The sequence below is a fragment of the Pseudarthrobacter sp. PvP004 genome, from assembly GCF_017876035.1.
GTDB lineage: Bacteria > Actinomycetota > Actinomycetes > Actinomycetales > Micrococcaceae > Arthrobacter > Arthrobacter aurescens_A.
Genome location: NZ_JAGINL010000001.1, coordinates 3172314 through 3189592, shown reverse-complemented (window position 1 = coordinate 3189592; position 17279 = coordinate 3172314). Strand labels below are relative to the sequence as shown.

At 63.3% G+C, this 17279-nt stretch carries 18 protein-coding genes and 1 riboswitch; of the genes, 8 read left to right on the top strand and 10 right to left on the bottom strand.

Going from position 1 to position 17279, the window contains the following annotated elements; translation table 11 throughout:
• Positions 1–8: 8 nt before the first annotated feature.
• Together J3A64_RS14290 and J3A64_RS14285 are read right to left on the bottom strand one after the other, a co-directional pair.
• The gene (locus J3A64_RS14290) at positions 9–389 is read right to left on the bottom strand and encodes a VOC family protein (protein ID WP_210064603.1); all 381 of its coding nucleotides are present in this window, start codon (positions 387–389) and stop codon (positions 9–11) included.
• Between the two features lie 22 nt (positions 390–411).
• The gene (locus tag J3A64_RS14285) at positions 412–945 is read right to left on the bottom strand and encodes a nucleoside deaminase (protein WP_011773541.1); all 534 of its coding nucleotides are present in this window, start codon (positions 943–945) and stop codon (positions 412–414) included.
• Between the two features lie 22 nt (positions 946–967).
• Between J3A64_RS14285 and upp the strand changes: the two genes are divergently transcribed.
• The 5 genes from upp to J3A64_RS14260 all read left to right on the top strand — a co-directional run bounded on the left by upp (position 968) and on the right by J3A64_RS14260 (position 5421).
• Positions 968–1603 (top strand): uracil phosphoribosyltransferase, encoded by a 636-nt coding sequence (gene upp / locus J3A64_RS14280; protein ID WP_011773542.1) that lies wholly within the window; start codon positions 968–970, stop codon positions 1601–1603.
• Positions 1604–1880: 277 nt separating this feature from the next.
• Positions 1881–2330, top strand: a complete 450-nt coding sequence (locus tag J3A64_RS14275) for a hypothetical protein (RefSeq protein WP_210064602.1) — start codon at positions 1881–1883, stop codon at positions 2328–2330.
• Between the two features lie 505 nt (positions 2331–2835).
• Positions 2836–3213 (top strand): VOC family protein, encoded by a 378-nt coding sequence (locus J3A64_RS14270; protein WP_011773544.1) that lies wholly within the window; start codon positions 2836–2838, stop codon positions 3211–3213.
• 60 nt (positions 3214–3273) lie between these two features.
• Positions 3274–3978 carry an HAD-IA family hydrolase gene (locus tag J3A64_RS14265; protein WP_210064601.1) on the top strand — a complete coding sequence of 235 codons (705 nt, stop codon included), beginning with the start codon at positions 3274–3276 and terminating at the stop codon, positions 3976–3978.
• Positions 3979–4029: 51 nt separating this feature from the next.
• Positions 4030–5421 carry an aminotransferase class V-fold PLP-dependent enzyme gene (locus tag J3A64_RS14260; protein ID WP_210064600.1) on the top strand — a complete coding sequence of 464 codons (1392 nt, stop codon included), beginning with the start codon at positions 4030–4032 and terminating at the stop codon, positions 5419–5421.
• Positions 5422–5424: 3 nt separating this feature from the next.
• Here J3A64_RS14260 and J3A64_RS14255 read toward each other — a convergent pair whose 3' ends face one another.
• The 4 genes from J3A64_RS14255 to J3A64_RS14240 all read right to left on the bottom strand — a co-directional run bounded on the left by J3A64_RS14255 (position 5425) and on the right by J3A64_RS14240 (position 10142).
• A complete protein-coding gene (locus J3A64_RS14255; protein WP_286176329.1) occupies positions 5425–6516 on the bottom strand; it encodes a dolichyl-phosphate beta-glucosyltransferase in 1092 nt (363 codons plus the stop codon).
• Between the two features lie 211 nt (positions 6517–6727).
• Entirely contained in the window at positions 6728–7588 is an 861-nt protein-coding gene (locus tag J3A64_RS14250; RefSeq protein WP_210064599.1) for a hypothetical protein, read from the bottom strand.
• A 1-nt stretch (position 7589) separates the two neighbouring features.
• A riboswitch (cyclic di-AMP (ydaO/yuaA leader) is annotated at positions 7590–7774 on the bottom strand.
• Between the two features lie 109 nt (positions 7775–7883).
• Positions 7884–9380, bottom strand: coding sequence for a cell wall metabolism sensor histidine kinase WalK (locus J3A64_RS14245; protein WP_210064598.1), 1497 nt, complete (start codon positions 9378–9380; stop codon positions 7884–7886).
• Positions 9381–9401: 21 nt separating this feature from the next.
• Positions 9402–10142 carry a response regulator transcription factor gene (locus J3A64_RS14240; RefSeq protein WP_011773550.1) on the bottom strand — a complete coding sequence of 247 codons (741 nt, stop codon included), beginning with the start codon at positions 10140–10142 and terminating at the stop codon, positions 9402–9404.
• A gap of 674 nt (positions 10143–10816) precedes the next feature.
• Between J3A64_RS14240 and J3A64_RS14235 the strand changes: the two genes are divergently transcribed.
• Both J3A64_RS14235 and J3A64_RS14230 read left to right on the top strand, forming a co-directional pair.
• Complete coding sequence (locus tag J3A64_RS14235; protein WP_014920786.1) at positions 10817–11683, top strand: winged helix-turn-helix domain-containing protein; 867 nt, start codon at positions 10817–10819, stop codon at positions 11681–11683.
• 244 nt (positions 11684–11927) lie between these two features.
• Positions 11928–12452, top strand: a complete 525-nt coding sequence (locus tag J3A64_RS14230; RefSeq protein WP_011773552.1) for a histidine phosphatase family protein — start codon at positions 11928–11930, stop codon at positions 12450–12452.
• A 48-nt stretch (positions 12453–12500) separates the two neighbouring features.
• Here the strand turns inward: J3A64_RS14230 and J3A64_RS14225 are convergent, their stop codons facing one another.
• Complete coding sequence (locus J3A64_RS14225) at positions 12501–12827, bottom strand: hypothetical protein (protein ID WP_307807199.1); 327 nt, start codon at positions 12825–12827, stop codon at positions 12501–12503.
• 126 nt (positions 12828–12953) lie between these two features.
• The gene (locus J3A64_RS14220; protein ID WP_210064597.1) at positions 12954–13871 is read right to left on the bottom strand and encodes a LysR family transcriptional regulator; all 918 of its coding nucleotides are present in this window, start codon (positions 13869–13871) and stop codon (positions 12954–12956) included.
• Positions 13872–13944: 73 nt separating this feature from the next.
• Between J3A64_RS14220 and J3A64_RS14215 the strand changes: the two genes are divergently transcribed.
• Positions 13945–14859 carry an EamA family transporter gene (locus J3A64_RS14215; RefSeq protein WP_043805795.1) on the top strand — a complete coding sequence of 305 codons (915 nt, stop codon included), beginning with the start codon at positions 13945–13947 and terminating at the stop codon, positions 14857–14859.
• 42 nt (positions 14860–14901) lie between these two features.
• Here the strand turns inward: J3A64_RS14215 and J3A64_RS14210 are convergent, their stop codons facing one another.
• Both J3A64_RS14210 and J3A64_RS14205 read right to left on the bottom strand, forming a co-directional pair.
• A complete protein-coding gene (locus tag J3A64_RS14210; RefSeq protein ID WP_210066158.1) occupies positions 14902–16380 on the bottom strand; it encodes a gamma-aminobutyraldehyde dehydrogenase in 1479 nt (492 codons plus the stop codon).
• A gap of 113 nt (positions 16381–16493) precedes the next feature.
• The gene (locus J3A64_RS14205) at positions 16494–17171 is read right to left on the bottom strand and encodes a TetR/AcrR family transcriptional regulator (protein WP_286176327.1); all 678 of its coding nucleotides are present in this window, start codon (positions 17169–17171) and stop codon (positions 16494–16496) included.
• Positions 17172–17279 lie beyond the last annotated feature (108 nt).

Below are 17279 nucleotides of genomic sequence, written 5' to 3'. Positions count from 1 at the left end.
GAACCAGCTCAGCCCGAGCCATACGGCCTGGTGATCGCCTCAAGGAAGTGCCCGTCAGGGTCGCAGAAGTACATCCCACGGCCGCCGTCGTTGTGGTTGATCTGTTGTTCGCGGGAACGGGCAGGATCGGCCCAATAGGGGATGTGTTCCGCGGTGATCCTCAGGAAGACCTGATCGAACTCCTCCTCGCTGACCAGAAACGCGTAGTGCTGCGGGGCGATCTCCCCGGAGGCCTCAAGGAAGTCCAGCGCTACCCCGTTCTCCAACGCCACGGTCACGAAGGACCACATGGGCTGCGGCTTCGGAAGCCCCAAGATGCGGGCCAGGAACTCCGCCGAACGGTGCTTGTCCGTGGCATAGACGATGGTGTGGTTGAAAGAGACAGACATGATGTGCTCCCACTTGGAAAGATCAGACGGGGCGGTGCTCCACGGCCGGTACCCGGTGTGTAGCGAAGAAGTCCCTGAGCAAGGCAGCGCACTCGTCCTCGCGAACGCCCGCGTACACCTCCACCCAGTGATTGAGCCGGCGCTCGCGGAGGATATCGAAGACAGACCCCACGGCACCGGCTTTCTCGTCCCACGCGCCAAACACGACGCGGGGAATACGGGCAAGGACAATAGCCCCGGCACACATGGCGCAGGGCTCAAGGGTGACCACCAAGGTGCAATCCTCAAGCCGCCAACCGTCGCCAGAGGCGCCCGAATCGTGAGCGAGCTGACGCAGCGCAGCGGCAGCTTCGCGGATGGCGACGATCTCCGCGTGAGCCGTCGGGTCCCCGTGAGCCTCCCGTTCGTTGCGTCCGGAACCCAGCACACCGCCGTCGGGCCCCAACACCACGGCGCCAATCGGCACGTCGTCCGTTTTCAACGCCAACCGGGCTTCGTCCAGGGCAAGGCCCATCCAGGCCAGGTGATCTGCGTGATACGGCTCGGTGGCGCTCATGTCTCAATGATAGTTTTGGGGGATGCGCACACTCGTCGTGGACCACCCGCTGGTCGCTCACAAGCTCACCGTTCTGCGGGATAAGAACACTCCTTCACCGGTCTTCCGGCAACTCACTGAAGAACTCGTCACCCTCCTGGCCTACGAAGCCACCCGCGAGGTCAAGACGCAGCCAGTCGAGATCGAAACACCTGTCACCAAAACCGTGGGCACGGCGTTCACTAAACCCACTCCGCTTGTGGTCCCCATTCTGCGCGCAGGCCTTGGCATGCTCGAGGGCATGACCAAGCTGGTCCCCACTGCTGAGGTCGGCTTCCTGGGCATGGCCCGCGACGAAGAAACCCTGGACATTATCACCTACGCCGAGCGCCTCCCCGAGGACCTCACCGGCCGTCAGATCTTCGTCCTCGACCCCATGCTCGCAACTGGTGGCACCTTGCGCGAGGCCATCAAGTTCCTGTTCAAGCGCGGTGCCTCGGACGTGACCTGCATTTGCCTGCTGGCCGCTCCGGAGGGATTGTCCAAGCTGGAAGAAGAGCTCTCCGACGCCAACGTGAAGATCGTTCTGGCTTCCATTGACGAGAAGCTCAACGAAAAGTCGTACATCGTGCCCGGCCTGGGCGACGCCGGCGACCGCCTCTACGGCGTGGCGGGTTAAGGCATTCACGGTCCCCTTTCTTATTCCCGAGCTGTGGTGCGCTTATCGCAACTGCGGTAGGCTCACATGCCGCCTTGCTCCGAAGGTTGCTTGCTTGCCGCTTCACGCGGTGCAGTGACGCGATGTGCCGGCAGTACTCGTCGTCATTCGGATTCCTTGACTCGTGTCTGCTCATAACGGACTAAGTCTTCCCCGTTGTGGTTCCCGTCACGATTCGTGCCCTTGGCTCACTTCAATAGTGGGCGGACCCTCCGCTCCGCGTTGTGATGGGGGACGAATGAGATTGAAACAATTCGCTGCGCTCGCTTGTGCTTCGGCCATCGCCATTTCCCTTGTGGTGCCAGCGGCTGCGCAAGCCAGTGAGCATGATGAATCCGTTAAGGAAACTGCTGAGACGGCGGCCGCCGTCATACAGGAGGCGGTGGTCTCCGCGGGCCAAGACTCGGCTGCTGCCGCGCAACCCGACATAGAGTCGTCCGATTCGGTAACAACCAATGTCAAGGAATCGACCGTAGAAGTTTCAAAGGATGGGGGCGATGCCACTGCATTGCTGGACGGAGGCTCGGACGGATTACAACTCTCATTGGAACTGCCGACGAGCGGTCAAGCTGATGATGCGGAGGTGGCCGGGGATGGTACAACTGTCTTTGCGGACCCAACCAGACAGACTGATGTTGGAATTCAAACGCTTGAAGATGGCGCCGTTGCCGAGACATGCCGTGCGTAAGTGGGTCCTGCTGGGAGCTGCCTTGATTCCGTGGGCACTCGGATCCTTCGCCGTTTATGTTACGTCCGCGCAGTATTCCGGTCTCGGCATCTTCGAGTCTTACGGGGCCTTTGAGGGCGGTTCCAACCTAGGCAACATCTTGTGGTTCCTCGTGTGGACAGGGGTCTCTGCTGCGGTTTGTTGGTTTCTGGTACGAAAGCCGGGCGCCATCGGAGTGATCCAACCCGTGTCTCGCGCACTGTATTGTTACGGCACCCCGGCCGCCCTGTTGGTTTTTCCAGACGCAGCCATGGGATTCGCCATTTCGCACGTCCGCGCGTTCACTGACGACACTGCCTTGCATTCGCCCTTGGTCGAGTTTCTTGTTATCAGCGGCGTGGGGGCCCTGGCTTGCGCTTCCCTCATGTCCCTCGTATTCAGGAAAGAGAGACCGCAGAGGACGGCTTAGGCTATCGAAATCAAACACCCCTACCCGTTTTCGACGCCCCCCGCTAGCCTGTGGCGCATGGACTGGAAACTTGAACTGGTGTTTGTCCCTGTGTCCGACGTCGATCGCGCGAAGGACTTCTACGTCAACAAGGTTGGTTTCAACGCCGATTTCGATGAACGTCCCATGGACGGCATCCGCTTCGTGCAGCTGACACCGCCGGGGTCGGCGTGTTCCATCGCCATCGGGGAGGGCCTCAGCGACGCTCCTCCAGGCACAGCGCCAAGCCTTCAAGTGGTGGTGGCGGACATCAACAAGGCGCACGAGCAACTCAAAGCCAACGGCGTGGATGTCAGCGACATCGACGTCCAGGACTGGGGTCACTTCGTCTACTTCGCTGACCCCGACGGCAACAAGTGGGCGATCCAGTACATCCCGCAGCGGCCAAACGGCTAGGCAGTCTTCGGCCAAGTCACACTTCGGCGCTGTACCCCGGACGTGCGGCAGGATGGAACCATGACCCAACCTGCCGAGCCCGCCCTCCCCACCGGGCCACCCACACTGACCGTCCGCGCCGTCCTTTTCGACATGGACGGCACACTGGTGGATTCAACGGCGATCGTTGAGCAAGTGTGGCTGGAGTTCGCCGAGCGATACGGCTTGGATTTCGACGAGATCCTCCGCACCTCGCACGGCGTCCAGGCCGGCGATACTGTCCGCCGGTATGCGCCAGCCGGCGCTGACTTCGACGCCCTGACTGCCGAGCTCGGCCAGATGGAACGTTCCCGGACAGACGGCGTGATCGCACTCCCCGGGGCAGAAGACCTGCTGGCGGGGCTTCCTGATGACGCCATCGCTTTGGTCACCTCGGCGGACCGCATCCTTGCTGAGATCCGCATGCAGGCGGCCGGACTCACCATGCCGTCCACAACAGTCACTGCCGAGTCGGTCACCCGCGGTAAACCGCATCCTGAGGGGTACCTGAAGGCGGCGGCGCTGCTGGGAGCCGACCCGGCCGACGTCGTGGTCTTTGAAGACGCACCTGCCGGTATCGCCGCGGCGCGTGCTGCGGGGATGCGGACCGTTGTGGTGGGCAAGGCCGCTGCCAGGCACAATGCGGAGCTGGAGCCGGGCATGTGGCGCATCCCGGACTACTCGGCGGTCACCGTCACCGCGGCGAAGGACGACGACGGCGGTCACCTCCTGACGCTGACGCTGTAGCTGTTCCTGAGCGGGCTGTTCCAAGCGGGAAACCCAGCGTAGGCTGTGCGCATGTCTGCGATGCCGGAGGCGTACAGTGCTGCATTGAAGCGGGCCATGGTGCACGCGACGGACTGGTTGGCGTCGGTTCCCGACCGCCCCGTCCGTCCCGCGGTCGACGCCGATCAGGTGGCCGCGAGCTTGGCATCGATCCTCCCGGACGGGCCAACTGAAGCCGCTGATGTGGTGGACGAGCTTGCCACCCTGGCCGAACCGGGCTTGATGGCCATCCAGTCCGGACGGTTCTACGGGTGGGTCATGGGTGGAACCCTGCCCGCCGCCATGGCCGCCGACTGGCTGGTTTCGGCATGGGACCAGAACACCGGACTCCGCTTCGCCACTCCGGCTGCGGCTGCCATCGAAGAATCCGCCGCCGCCTGGCTTCTTGACCTCCTGCACCTGCCCGCAACCTCCGACGTCGGCTTCACCACCGGGGCCACCACCGCGAACTTCGTGGGACTGGCCGCTGGCCGCCAATACCTTATGGATCAGGCGGGCTGGGATCTTCAGTCCTTGGGCCTCTCGGGTGCTCCGCGCATCACCACCTTCGCGGGACGGGAGCGGCACGCGGCCGTTGACCTGGCGCTCCGGTATCTCGGGTTGGGGGCCTGCGTTCCAGTGGACGCTGATGAGCAGGGTCGCATTCTGCCCGAGGCACTGGCGGCTGCCCTGGATGAGCAACCCGGGCCATCGTTGGTCTGCCTGCAAGCGGGTAACCTGCACTCCGGCGCCTTTGACCCCATGAAGGAAGCTGTGGCCGTTGCCCATGAACGCGGGGCATGGGTGCACGTGGATGGTGCTTTTGGTTTGTGGGCGGCCGTCAGCCCAACGTTGCGGGAACGGCTGGCTGGTGTTGAGGGCGCCGACTCCTGGGCTACCGATGCACACAAAACACTCAATGTTCCCTACGACTGCGGCTTGGCGATCGTTGCGAGCCCGGAAGCACTTCGCCGGGCGTTCAGCATCCACACGAGCTACTTCATCGCAACGGACGCCGGACCGGGGGACCCTTTCGAGAAGGTTCCCGAGTTGTCGCGCCGCGCCCGCGGCATTCCCGTGTGGGCCGCCCTCAGGCAGTTGGGCCGCCATGGAGTGATCGCCATGGTTGAGCGGCTTGCGGCGAACGCCCGTGCGTTGGCTGAGGGCCTCGCGGCAATCCCGGGCGTCGAGGTCCTCAATGATGTCGTCTTTACGCAGGTCTCGGTGAGCTTCGGCAGCGACGACCGCACGCACCGCGTCACGCAACGGCTCATGGCCGAGGGCGCGGTGTGGATGTCGGGCTCGGCCTGGCGCGGCCGGGAGATCCTGCGGATCTCGGTCAGCAACTGGTCAACGGACGCGGGGGATGTTGCAGCGTCCATCGCAGCGGTCCGGCGTGCGGTGGAGGCCGAACCGGAGGCGTAGCGCTCAGAAGTTGCTTCCCCGCATCACGTAACGCCGGAACGGGCGCGTTACCCAAGTGGTGAGCAGCAACGCCACGACGCTCGCCATCCAAGGGTCCGTGGCGTTGCGGACCAGAAGGAAGACCACAGCGTAGGCCAAGGTCCACGTCAAGGTCCGGAACACGCCCCGGGACAGACTGCCCCTCAACGTCGCTTTCACTCCCAGTTCACGCCGAAGCTCGTGGATCGGAATGCGGCGCAGGTTTCGGTTCAGGCGCGCCATACCGCGCAGGTCGGCCAGGGCGGTTCGTACGACGTCGACACGGGAGTCAGCGTCGTCGGTCCAGTCGACGGGTACTTCATGGACGCGCAGACCACAGCGTTCAGCGATCACCAGAAGTTCGGTATCGAAGAACCACGAGTCGTCCGTGGTGTGGGGGAGGAGGCTGTGCGCTACGTCGGCGCGGACGGCCTTGAAGCCGCACTGGGCGTCGGAAAAACGAGCCCCCAAGACCGTCCGCAGGAGCGAGGTGTAGCTGCGCGAAATGAACTCACGATGCGGACTGCGGGTGACACGGGAACCCGGTGCCAGACGCGTGCCGATGGCGAGGTCCGAGTGGCCGGAGATCAGCGGTGCCACAAGGGGCGCCAGCGCGGAGAGGTCCGTGGACAGATCCGCTTCCGTGTAGGCAAGAACAGGTGACGGCGACGACTGCCAGACCTGGCGGAGAGCGTTCCCGCGTCCCCTCTCTTGGAACCGGACCACCGTCAATTCAGGGAGTTCACGGGCAAGGCGCTCGGCAATCCTCAGCGTGCTGTCTGTGCTGGCGTTGTCCGCCACGGTGATCCGGAACGTGTGCGGAAAGGACCTCGTCAGATGCCCGTGCAGCTGGCGGAGGTTGTGTTCCAGGCGCGCTTCCTCGTTGTAGACAGGGACGGTGAGGTCCAGGACGGGAACCACAACACTGGTGTCAACGGGGAGACGCCGGGGCTGGGGGCTCGGACCCGTCTGGCCTTGGAGGAGAGCCGGGTGACCAGTGGGCAACGCCGCGCCACGCAAGCGAGCCGAATGAGTCCTTCGTGCCAAAGCGCTGGTGGTGGGACCTGTGAGCGTCATGTATCCAGCATGGGACCGCCGATTATGAACGCTTTAGGCGGTAGCTGTGACCTCACTGTGAACCACGTGCTGGAGCTGTGAACCACGTGCTGGAGCTGTGAACCATGCGCCACAGCTGTGAAACGGCAAAAGCCGCGCCCGCTCCCGCCATTCGCTCCAGTTGGTACTGGTGCAAACGGCGGCAACGGGCGCGGCGATCAAGCGGCTCGGCTTAGTACCAGTTGTTGGCCAAGTGGAAGCCCAGAGCGGCGGACGGGGATCCGTAACGCTCCTTGATGTAGTTCAGGCCCCACTTGATCTGGGTCTGGTAGTTGGTTTCCCAGTCAGCGCCGGCAGTGGCCATCTTGGAGGCCGGCAGGGACTGGACAATGCCATAGGCGCCGCTGGAAGCGTTCATCGCCGTGGTCTTCCAGTTGGATTCCTTCTCCCACAGCGTGTTCAGGGCAGCCATTTCACCGGCGCCCCAGCCGTAGTTGCCCAGGATGCTGAGTGCATAGGCCTTGGCAGCAGCGGGGTCGTCAACAGCCTTGGGTGCTGCAGCAGCTGCTGCGGCTTCCGCGGCGGCGGCAGCAGCTGCGTCGGCTGCTTGCTTGGCGGCAGCGTCAGCAGCAGCCTTCTCAGCAGCAACCTGTGCGGCGGCCTGATCGGCGGCAGCCTTCTCAGCAGCAGCCTGTGCGGCGGCGGCCTGGTCTGCGGCAGCCTTCTCGGCAGCGGCCTTCTCAGCGGCTGCCTTGGCAGCAGCGTCAGCAGCGGCCCTGTCAGTTGCGCCCTTTTCGGCGGCAGCATTCAGGGAAGCGGAGATCTCAGCCGACTTGTTGGAGTTGACCTGGGCGCTCGCTTGGGTTCCGGCTACGCGGCTTGCCTCGGGGAGGGTCAGTGCGGCGTTGGCGGCGGTTCCGAGCGATGCAACGCCCAGTGCAGCTGCCACGACACCGGCTACGACGGACATGCGGTGGCCGGACTTACCCTGGCGGGCTGCGTTCTTGAGGACGGACTGCGACTTGGTGAGCGGTGCGTTGTTCTCGTCGCGGCGACGCGCGGAAGGGCGCGTCTGATCGTTAAATTCAGACATGTGATTACCTCTCAGCGCCTGCGGAGTTAGCTGTCGGGTTCGGATGAGGTCATCCGGCCGCGCATCACGCTGCGGCTTCACCCCAAGGGCCGGCAAAAAGCCTGGCCCGGAGACTCTGGGTCCCCCGTCTCTGCCTCGGAGAAAGAACGGACTCCGGGAAGTGGCAGAGCTCGGCGCATCCCGGATGTGGGCCTGCTAGGGGCGACCCACCCTTTCGACGGTACAGGAGGTTTCCGCAGAAGTCACATTTAGGTAACAGAGATCACGACGCCGGTGAGTCGCCTTGCCCGATTCGTTACAGGCCTTCGGTGCTCACCGTGGGAAGTCGAAGGGCGAACTCCGTGCGCCCCGGCCGTGAGGTCACTTCCACGCTACCGCCGTGAGCTGAAACAATGGATTCCACAATGGACAGGCCGAGTCCGGAGGTGCCTTCAGAGCCCGATCGTGCGGCGTCGGCGCGGGCAAATCGCGAGAAAATCCGGCCCTGGAAATCTTCCGGAATGCCGGGGCCGTTGTCCGTCACGCTGACCACGGCGCTGCCATCGGCGGAGAGCATGACGCCGGTGACCACAGTGGTGCCGGGGTCGGTGTGTTTGCGGGCGTTGGACAGCAGGTTCGCCAGCACCTGATGCAGTTGCGTGGCGTCGCCGCGGACCGTGATGGGCTCGTCCGGGAGCTGGAGCTGCCAGATGTGATCGGGTGCCATGACTTTCTCGTCACTGACCGTCTCGATCACCAACTGAGTGAGGTCCACATCCTCAACTTTCACGGGTTGGCCCTCGTCCAACCGCGCCAACAGCAGCAGGTCCTCCACCAACGTGGTCATGCGCTCGGACTGGCTTTGGACGCGAGCCAGCGACTTCCGGCCGTCTTCGGTGAAGTTCTCGGTCATCCTCAGCAGCTCGGTATAGCCCCGGATGGCGGTCAGGGGAGTCCGCAGCTCGTGCGAGGCATCGGCCACGAACTGACGCACCTTCGTTTCGCTTTCCTGGCGGGCTTCCAAAGCGCTGGAGACGTTGTTCAGCATTTGGTTCAAGGCATAGCCGACACTGCCCACTTCCGTCCCGGGATGAGAAGCCGACGGCGGTACGCGCACCGCAAGTGCCACCTCACCGGCGTCGAGAGGCAGCCGCGAAACCTTCGTGGCCACTTCGGAGAGCTGCTCCAGCGGACGCATGGTGCGGCGGATGATCACGGTGCCGGCCAGGCCGATCACCACCAGGCCGCCCAGCGAAACCAGCACCATGGTCCACACGAGCGAGGCCTCCGCACTCTGTTTGTCCGCCAGCGGCAGGCCCGTCACAATCACGTCGCCGTACGCGGTTTCGACCGCTACCAGACGGTAGTCGCCGTTGGACAGGGAACGGTCCACTGGCCCGTTGTCCCTGGGGAGCGAGAGCAGCACCTGCTCGTCGTCGGCCGAGAGCGAGACGCGGTTACCTTGGGCATCGATCAAACCGGAGCTACGCACGGTTGAGCCGTTGATCCTCGCGTTGAGCGTGCCAGCCGCTTGGCCGCGCGCCTCCAGCGGATCAGGCCTTCCGGAGGGTGACGGAAAGTTCGACGGCGGCCTGCCGAAGTCATTCGCGCGGCTGGACGCCTGTTCCAGCTGCCTGTCGAGCTGCTTGTTGAAGACCATGTCCATGGACGCGTAGCTGACCACTCCCACGGCAGAGCAAATGGCGACCAGCAGGGCCATGGCCACCAGGACCAATCTGGTGCGCAGGTGCCACGTGGAGGGGTTGAGCCAGCTGCGCTGTGTCTGTAAGGCCGCACCTGACCTTTTGGCCACTCCTGAAAGTGTGCTCAACGCCTAGTCCGCGGGCTTGATGACGTATCCGGCACCGCGGATGGTGTGGATCATGGGCGGGTGGTTCGCTTCGATCTTCTTGCGAAGGTAGGAAATGTAGAGCTCCACGATGTTGGCCTGGCCGCCGAAGTCGTAGTCCCACACGCGGTCCAGGATCTGGGCCTTGCTGACCACTCGTTTGGGGTTTTCCATGAGGTATCGCAGGAGCTCGAACTGGGTGGCGGTGAGGGAGATGTCTTCGCCGCCGCGGGTTACTTCCCGGGTGTCTACGTTGAGGGTGAGGTCACCCACCACCAGCTCGGCAGTGTCCATGGCGGCCACCCCGGAACGTTGGACCAGGCGGTGAAGGCGCAGGAGCACTTCCTCCATGCTGAAGGGCTTGGTGACGTAGTCGTCCCCGCCGGCAGCCAAACCGACAATGCGGTCCTGCACGGCGTCCTTGGCGGTAAGGAACAGGGCCGGAACTTCCGGGGCGAAGGTGCGGATGCGGTTGAGGACCTCCACGCCGTCGAAGCCGGGGAGCATGACGTCGAGGACCAGCACGTCCGGCCTGAAGTCCTTGGCCAGCTTTACTGCCCCCGGACCGTCGCCGGCTACCGCCACGGACCACCCCGCCATGCGCAGGCCCATGCTCATGAGCTCGGCAAGGCTGGGTTCGTCGTCCACCACCAGGGCGCGGATCGGTGAGCCGTCCGGGTGGGACAGCTGGGGAAGGTTGTTGGTCATGGAGTGCGAGGAGGCCATGAGACAACTCTCCGTTCTGCCGGTAAGCCAGCGCTATGCCCGTCCTGTGAGGACGCTGTGAACTCCACCCTAGCGAGGTGGGAGTGCAGGGCCACGTAAGTCGGCGGCGGAACTTTATCTCCCGATTCCCTCTGTTTTCTACAGCTTGTAGCAGATTCCGGGCAGAAAATCGGCGAGAAAAGCAGCCTGCGATTGGACAACAAGTGTTTCAGATCGTGAGATTCCGCTTGAGGGGAGTTCACTGCAACAGAGGTGCTCAAAATGCCAGAAGAGTCGAAGAAAATTCAGCAGGGGAGCAATAATCCCTACTTCACCCGAATGAAATGGCGTTCATTTATGACGCCTACGGAATTGTGATTTGCAACACAATAGACGTCTACGTCTCAAAATGTGGACGTTTCCGCGCTTTGTTACTTGCGTGTTGCCATTGTTACGTTGCACACTTCCAATGTGAACAAGAACTCAACAGCACCTGCAGCCGCAGCAACCTGGCCCAGCACACCCGCTGGCCATGATGACCGCTGTTGTCGAATGCAAGCCTAACTTTCCACCCCAAGAAGTTTCAGGCATTCGCCCCCTTGCCCAGCGTTGGGCGCCCCTCCCCAAACTCATTGCGGGGACAACCAGCATTCGAAGCCGCGATGACGGCTATTCACTTTTGAGGTAAGCACTCCATGTCAGTTGCATCTGGATACGTCCACATCTCCGTCCGTAACGCCAACAAGGCCGCGTCAAACGCAGGGCTTCGCCCCGGCTTCGGCAACCGTCCCGGCTACTCTCCCGCTCCACAAGGAGCCGGGCAGCAGGCTCCCGGATACGTGCCGCAGGGCTACAACCCCAACTCCTACGGCCAGTTGCGCGCAGTCCCCACAGCAGAGCCGGCGCCCATGACGGCGCCCACCCCTGTGATTGCCCAGTCGGACAAGCTCCGCCCCGTTGCCAACGACAACGTAGCCCGCGGGTTTGTCCTCTACATGGGCATTGACGAAGAAACCGCAGCCGCTGCAGGAACGTCCATCGCCAAGCTCGCCCAGGAAATCCGGGCATACGCTCAGTCCCTCGTGACCGGCGCGGAGAGCTACGCCGCCGTCGCAGTTGCCCCCGCCGGGGCACCCGGCTCGGCACTCGACGTCGTGCGTTCCACCTTCGGTGACCCCACCGTTGCCGCACGCCAGCGCACCGAGGCCGCACGTCCGGCGCCGCAGCAGGAATCCCGTCCGTCCGGCGTGCTGATCGACCTCGCACGCCGCGAAGTGCACCTCGACGGCGAATCCCTGAACCTGACGTTCAAGGAATTCGAACTCCTCAACTACCTCGTCGAGAACGGCACCCGCACCGTGGGCCGCGACGAACTCCTTGAGGGCCTGTGGCGCAACGCCGAAGAGGTGCCCAACGAGCGCACCATCGACGTCCACATCCGCCGCCTCCGTTCCAAGCTCGGCCGCCTTGCCAACACCGTCCGTACGGTCCGAGGCCAGGGCTACCGCTTCTACGAGCACCCCGAAGTTATTGTTTGGGCAGCACCCGAATACTCGATCTAGTCTCAGCACATAGCGCCCGTCTCCCGTGAGGAGGCGGGCGCTTTCGCTTTGGCGGGACGATCCCGCGGCAGGGCTGCGTGCCGCCACCACCCACATTGGCCGCGGAACCCGCTCAACACACCCGCTGCGCCGCGTGTCTGGGGTGCTGGGAAGTCAAAGTTGGTGACGGCGGACCGGCTGCTCTCTTCCAAAGAAGGTCGGGAAGCCCCGGGCCGAAGAGAACGTGGGCGGATAGGGTTGGGGTATGAGTGACCATCACATTAAGCGCCTGGTGATCATGCGGCATGCCAAGGCAGATTGGCCCATGGGCGTGCCTGATCATGAGCGTCCCTTGGAGGAGCGCGGGCACCGGGAAGCTCCGCTGGCCGGAAAATGGTTGCTCAAGCACGGCGTGGTTCCCGATTTCATTCTGTGCTCGTCAGCGTTGAGGACCCGGCAGACCTGCACCTGGGTGTGCGATGAGTTGGGGGACAAAGCTCCGACGCCCAAACTCGAGGACGGCCTGTACTCCGCCTCGGCCAACCGCATGTTGACGGTCATCAACCATGTTCCGGACACCGTGACCACGCTGATGGTGATCTCGCATATGCCCGGAGTCCAGGATCTGGCCATGCATTTGGCTTCCCGCGATTCGGACCACGACGCTTACATGGACGCCGCTACCAGTTACCCAACGAGTGCGTTGACGGTCATGGAAACGGAAAAATCGTGGGCTGAGCTTGATGGGCAGGACGCGCGGCTGACGCACTTCAAGGTGCCCCGCCACTAACCCAAACTGGCTGGCATTAGTGGTTGTTTTCAGGGCTCAGAACAATCACTATTGCGAGTTGCTTGGGTCCCCGTAGGCCAGCTGCGGCATGCACATGCAGCGGATCTCGAACACCGGCAGGCCCGCCGCTTCTTCGCCGTGCCCTGTTGCGATCAGGTATTCGCCGTCGAACATGTACACCGGCAACTGCGGCGCCATGTACTCGTTGTAGCGGCTTGGGTACACCCACTGACCACGGATGTCGAAAGCGGGAAGCGCATAGGGATCCCGCCGGTTATGAGCGCTCGGATACAGTGCGTCGTCGATCATGATGTAGCTGGCCAAGCCATACGTGTGATGGTGGTTCATGTCCGTGGGAAAGAGGATTGCTTCCACAGTTGGGCCCCTTCAAAGATTTCGACGACTGCACCCCGAGCGGCGCAGATAGCTAGGTAAGGTTAGCCTAAGCTAACGACTCTCCGGTCGTCGAATGTTCCACTGTGTGACCTTGATCGCTCCTGGTCAGCCCTGCGGCAGGGGTAATTCGGCCGCTATTTCGCGCAGCATGCTCACAGCTAAGCGAATGTTGGGGCTGGCCGTCATGGTTTTCCGGTACACCACGCCCACGGACCGTTGCTGCACAGGCCGGATCACCGGAATGGCAACCACGCCGGCGGGAAGCGGAGGCCTGCCGAGCCTCGGAACGAGTGCCACGGCCACGCCCTGTTCCACCATGGCGATGTGGGTGGAGAAATCGGGATCGTAAACGCGGATATCGGGGACCTTGCCCAGCCCGGCGAAGATCTGCAGCAATGCTTCGTTGCAGATGGCTCCTGCCGGGGTGCTGATCCAGGTTTCGTCCAGCAAATCTTCACGCTCGACGGCGGCGCGTCCGGAAAGTGCGTGGGTGCTGTTGACGAGGACATCGGCTTGGTCGATGCACAGGTCCTCATGCACCAGGTTCTCCGGGATCACCAGGGGCACGGAGTTCCAGTTGTGGACCACCGCGAGTTCTGCTTCGCCTGAGGCCACCCTGTGGACCGCCTCGCGGGGGTCCTCGGCCAGAACGGTGACCTCCAGGGCGGAGTGGGCAGCGGCCATGCGCCCCAGCATGGGTCCCACCAAGCCGCGGCAAGCCGTGGAAAACGCAACGAGCCGCAGGAGTCCCGAAGGTTTCGCTGGGTCGGCGAGCAGGGTGGCCTGCAGCTCTTCAAGCTCGCCCATGATCCTCCGGCCATAGCCGGCCAAGGCCAAACCCCGCTCGGTGAGGAGTACCCCGCGGCCATTGCGTTCCAGCACGGAGACGCCGGTTTGCTTCTCAAGTTTCTTGATTTGCTGCGAAATGGCCGAAGGGCTGAAACCCATCACGTCTGATGCTGCCACTACTGAGCCGTGCTGTTCCACGGCCACCAAGGCCCTCAGTGATGAAATATCGATCATGAAGCAAATCTACGCTGTCCCATGTCGAATTCAACGCTGGTGCTTCAACCAAAAGAAGGCCAGAGTGTTACTTGTGAACCTTCGCCACTCTGCCCTAGCCGTCTTAGTCGCTGTCCTGTGGGGCATCAACTTCGTCGCGATCGACCTCGGCCTGCACACCAACGGCAGGGAGGTCCCGCCGCTGCTCTTCGTCGCCATGCGCTTCTTGCTGGTGGTCTTTCCCTTCATCCTGTTCATCCGCAAACCAGACGTCGGCTGGAAGGCGATTCTCGGCGTCGGGCTCTTCATGAGTGCGGGCCAATTCGGCCTCCTGTACCTGGGCATGGCCTTGGGGATGCCCGCAGGTTTGGCCTCCCTGGTCCTTCAGGCGCAAGTGTTGTTCACCATCTTGCTCGCGGCGAAGTTTCTCGGAGAGCGGCCGAGCCGCCGCCAACTGGCAGGCGTGGCACTGGGTATCGCGGGCTTGGCAGTGGTGGCATGGGGGCGCAGTGCCGTGGCGCCGGTGCTGCCGCTCATGATCGTTCTGGCCGCGGCGTTGTCCTGGGCGATCGGCAACGTGGTGGCCCGGCACACGAAAGCGGCTTCCGGCTTGGGCCTGGTGGTGTGGTCCGGTGCCGTGGTGCCGGTCCCGTTGGCTGGCCTCTCACTGTTGGTGGATGGGCCGGGCGCCGTGTGGTCAACCATCATCGACCTGCAGCCGGCCACCATCCTGAGCGCAATCTACACGGCCGTGTTCGCGTCCCTGATCGGCTACGGCATCTGGAACCGTTTATTGTCGCTGTATCCGAGTTCCGACGTCGTGCCGTTCACGCTTCTTGTCCCTGTGGTGGGGATGACGGCCGCGTGGCTTGTCTTGAACGAGATTCCCACGCTGACCGAGATCCTGGGCGGATTGATCCTGCTCCTGGGAGTTGCCACCGCCGTCCTCGGAGCCGGACGCAAAATCCGCCCGGAAACTCCCGTTGTGAGGCCCGCTCTGCGGCTCTAGATCCCCCGAAGGCATGCAGAGCAGGCCACGCAACGCAAGGAATTAGCGCAGGTTGAAGATGGTCCGGTGCCAGTCCTTCTCGGTAACACCCTCCAGTTCGAACATCACATGCTTGACCTGGGTGTACTCATCAAAGGAATAAGCGGACATGTCCTTGCCGAAACCGGATTGCTTGAAGCCGCCATGGGGCATCTCGGAGATGATCGGGATGTGGTCGTTGACCCACACGCAGCCGGCCTTGATCTCGCGGGTGGCGCGCAATGCCCGCTGGAGGTTGTTGGTCCAGGCAGAAGCGGCCAGCCCGTAGACGGTGTCGTTGGCCAACGCGATGGCTTCATCATCAGTTTCGAACGGGAGGACTACCAGGACGGGGCCGAACACCTCGTCCTTGACGATCTCCGAGTCCGGCGCCGCATCAACTACCAGTGTGGGCCGGTAGAAGGCGCCATTTTCCAGGCCCCCACCCGTGGGTGAGTAACCACCGGCCATCACCTTGCTGTAACTGCGGGCCCGGTCCACCATTCCGGCCACGTGGTCCCGCTGCTTGAAGGAAACCAAGGGGCCAAGGTTGGCGTCGGTATCCACGGGAGTGCCCAGGACGATCCCATCAAAGCGGGCGGCGACCTTGGCCACGAATTCCTCGTACACGCTGCGGTGCACGATTGCCCGGGTGGCTGCGGTGCAATCCTGGCCGGTGTTGATCAGCGAGCCGGCCACAGCGCCGTGCACAGCGGCGTCAAGGTTGGCGTCATCAAACACCACGAAAGGCGCCTTGCCGCCCAGTTCAAGGTGCACGCGCTTGGCATTGACGGCGGCGGCCTCCAGGACCGTGCGGCCAACCGTGGTGGAACCCGTGAAGGAGACCATGTCCACGTCCGGGTGACGCATGAGGGCTGCCCCGACTGTGGCGCCGTCGCCCACCACCACGTTCACCACGCCGTCGGGCAGTCCCGCGTCGGTGAGCGCCCGCGCGAACATCAGGGACGTCAGCGGCGTGATCTCGGCGGGCTTGAGAACTATGGTGTTGCCGGCGGCGATGGCCGCAAGAATCTTCCATGCGGCCATTTGCAGGGGGTAGTTCCACGGTGCGATGGACCCCACCACTCCGATGGATTCCCGGCGGATGGATGACGTGTGCTGGGGGGAATACTCTGCGGTGGCCTTGCCTTCGAGGTGCCGGGCGGCTCCTGCGAAGAAGTCGATGTTGTCGATGGTGCCGGGGACGTCGAACTCCCGGGTCAGCCGCAGTGGCTTACCCGTCTGCGAACTCTCAACCCTGGCGAACTCCTCCGCACGATCTTCGAGGATACGGGCGAATTTCTGCAGAATGCCTGCGCGTTCGCCGGGCGCGGTGCGGGACCATGCCGGGAAGGCGCCGCGGGCCGCTGTCACTGCCGACTCAAGGTCCGCCAGCGAAGCGAGTTCAACCGTTTCCACCACCTCTGAGGTGGCCGGATTGATGATGTCGAGGCTGCTGCCGGAGGTTCCGGACAGCAGTTTTCCGTTGATGAACTGGTGCATGTGGGTACCGTGCTTTCCCTGCCGGGCGTCGCTGTCCGGGCAGTGCTGAGCGGACGACGCCGGACGGTGGCGTCGTGCGGGGAGGGTGGTTGCGTTGCTGGCCAAGCAGGCGGTCAGGCCTGCGTGCTTTCGCGTTCGGCGCTGTCCAGGATGGCTGCAAGGCCGGCTTGGAACGCTTTGAGAGAATCGAGGTTTTGCAGTGCAGCGTGGTGTTTTTCAAGGAGCGGGTGCCCGGTGATGCGCGTGAAAACTCCGGGGTTGAGCCAAGGATCGTGGCCCTCGGAATCAGGGAGCCGTTGGATTTCAACCGCAATCCCTGCGCCGAGTGCCAAGGTGTAGCTTTCCAGGGCTGCGTAGTAGTGCACCACGCGGTCCTCTTCAAGCCCGGCGTCGGTGAGGCATTGCAGGACGAACTCGATCGCTTTCAACTCACCGGGACCGTAGGTGTCCGTGGCGAACGACTCGCTGCCCAAGGAGGGGTGTTGCATGAAGGACCTGAGGAGTTCGTCGAGGTAGGCCTCCAGCCGGGCACGCCATCCCTGGTTGCGCGCCGTGGCCTGTGTTCGTTGCACGGACAGCATGAACAGCTGGTCCAGTGCTGCCCTGACGATCGCGTCCCGGTTCCGGAAATGCCGGTAGACGGCGGTGGCGTCCACGTCGAGTTCCTGTCCCAACCGGCGGACCGTCAGCCGTTCGCCGAGTTCCTGGCTGGAAATCCGCAGGACGGCGTCAATGATGGTGGCTGGGTCCAGGCGCGTGCGGCGGTCCGTCGACTGTGCTTGCTGCACCATCAGTTGTCCGCCTTCCATGCGATCCCGTTCCCTGTGATCCCGGGTTGATTATCAAACTACATGATTCATGGCGTCCTCCTTTCAATGATCAGTCAAAGACTTTGTCAG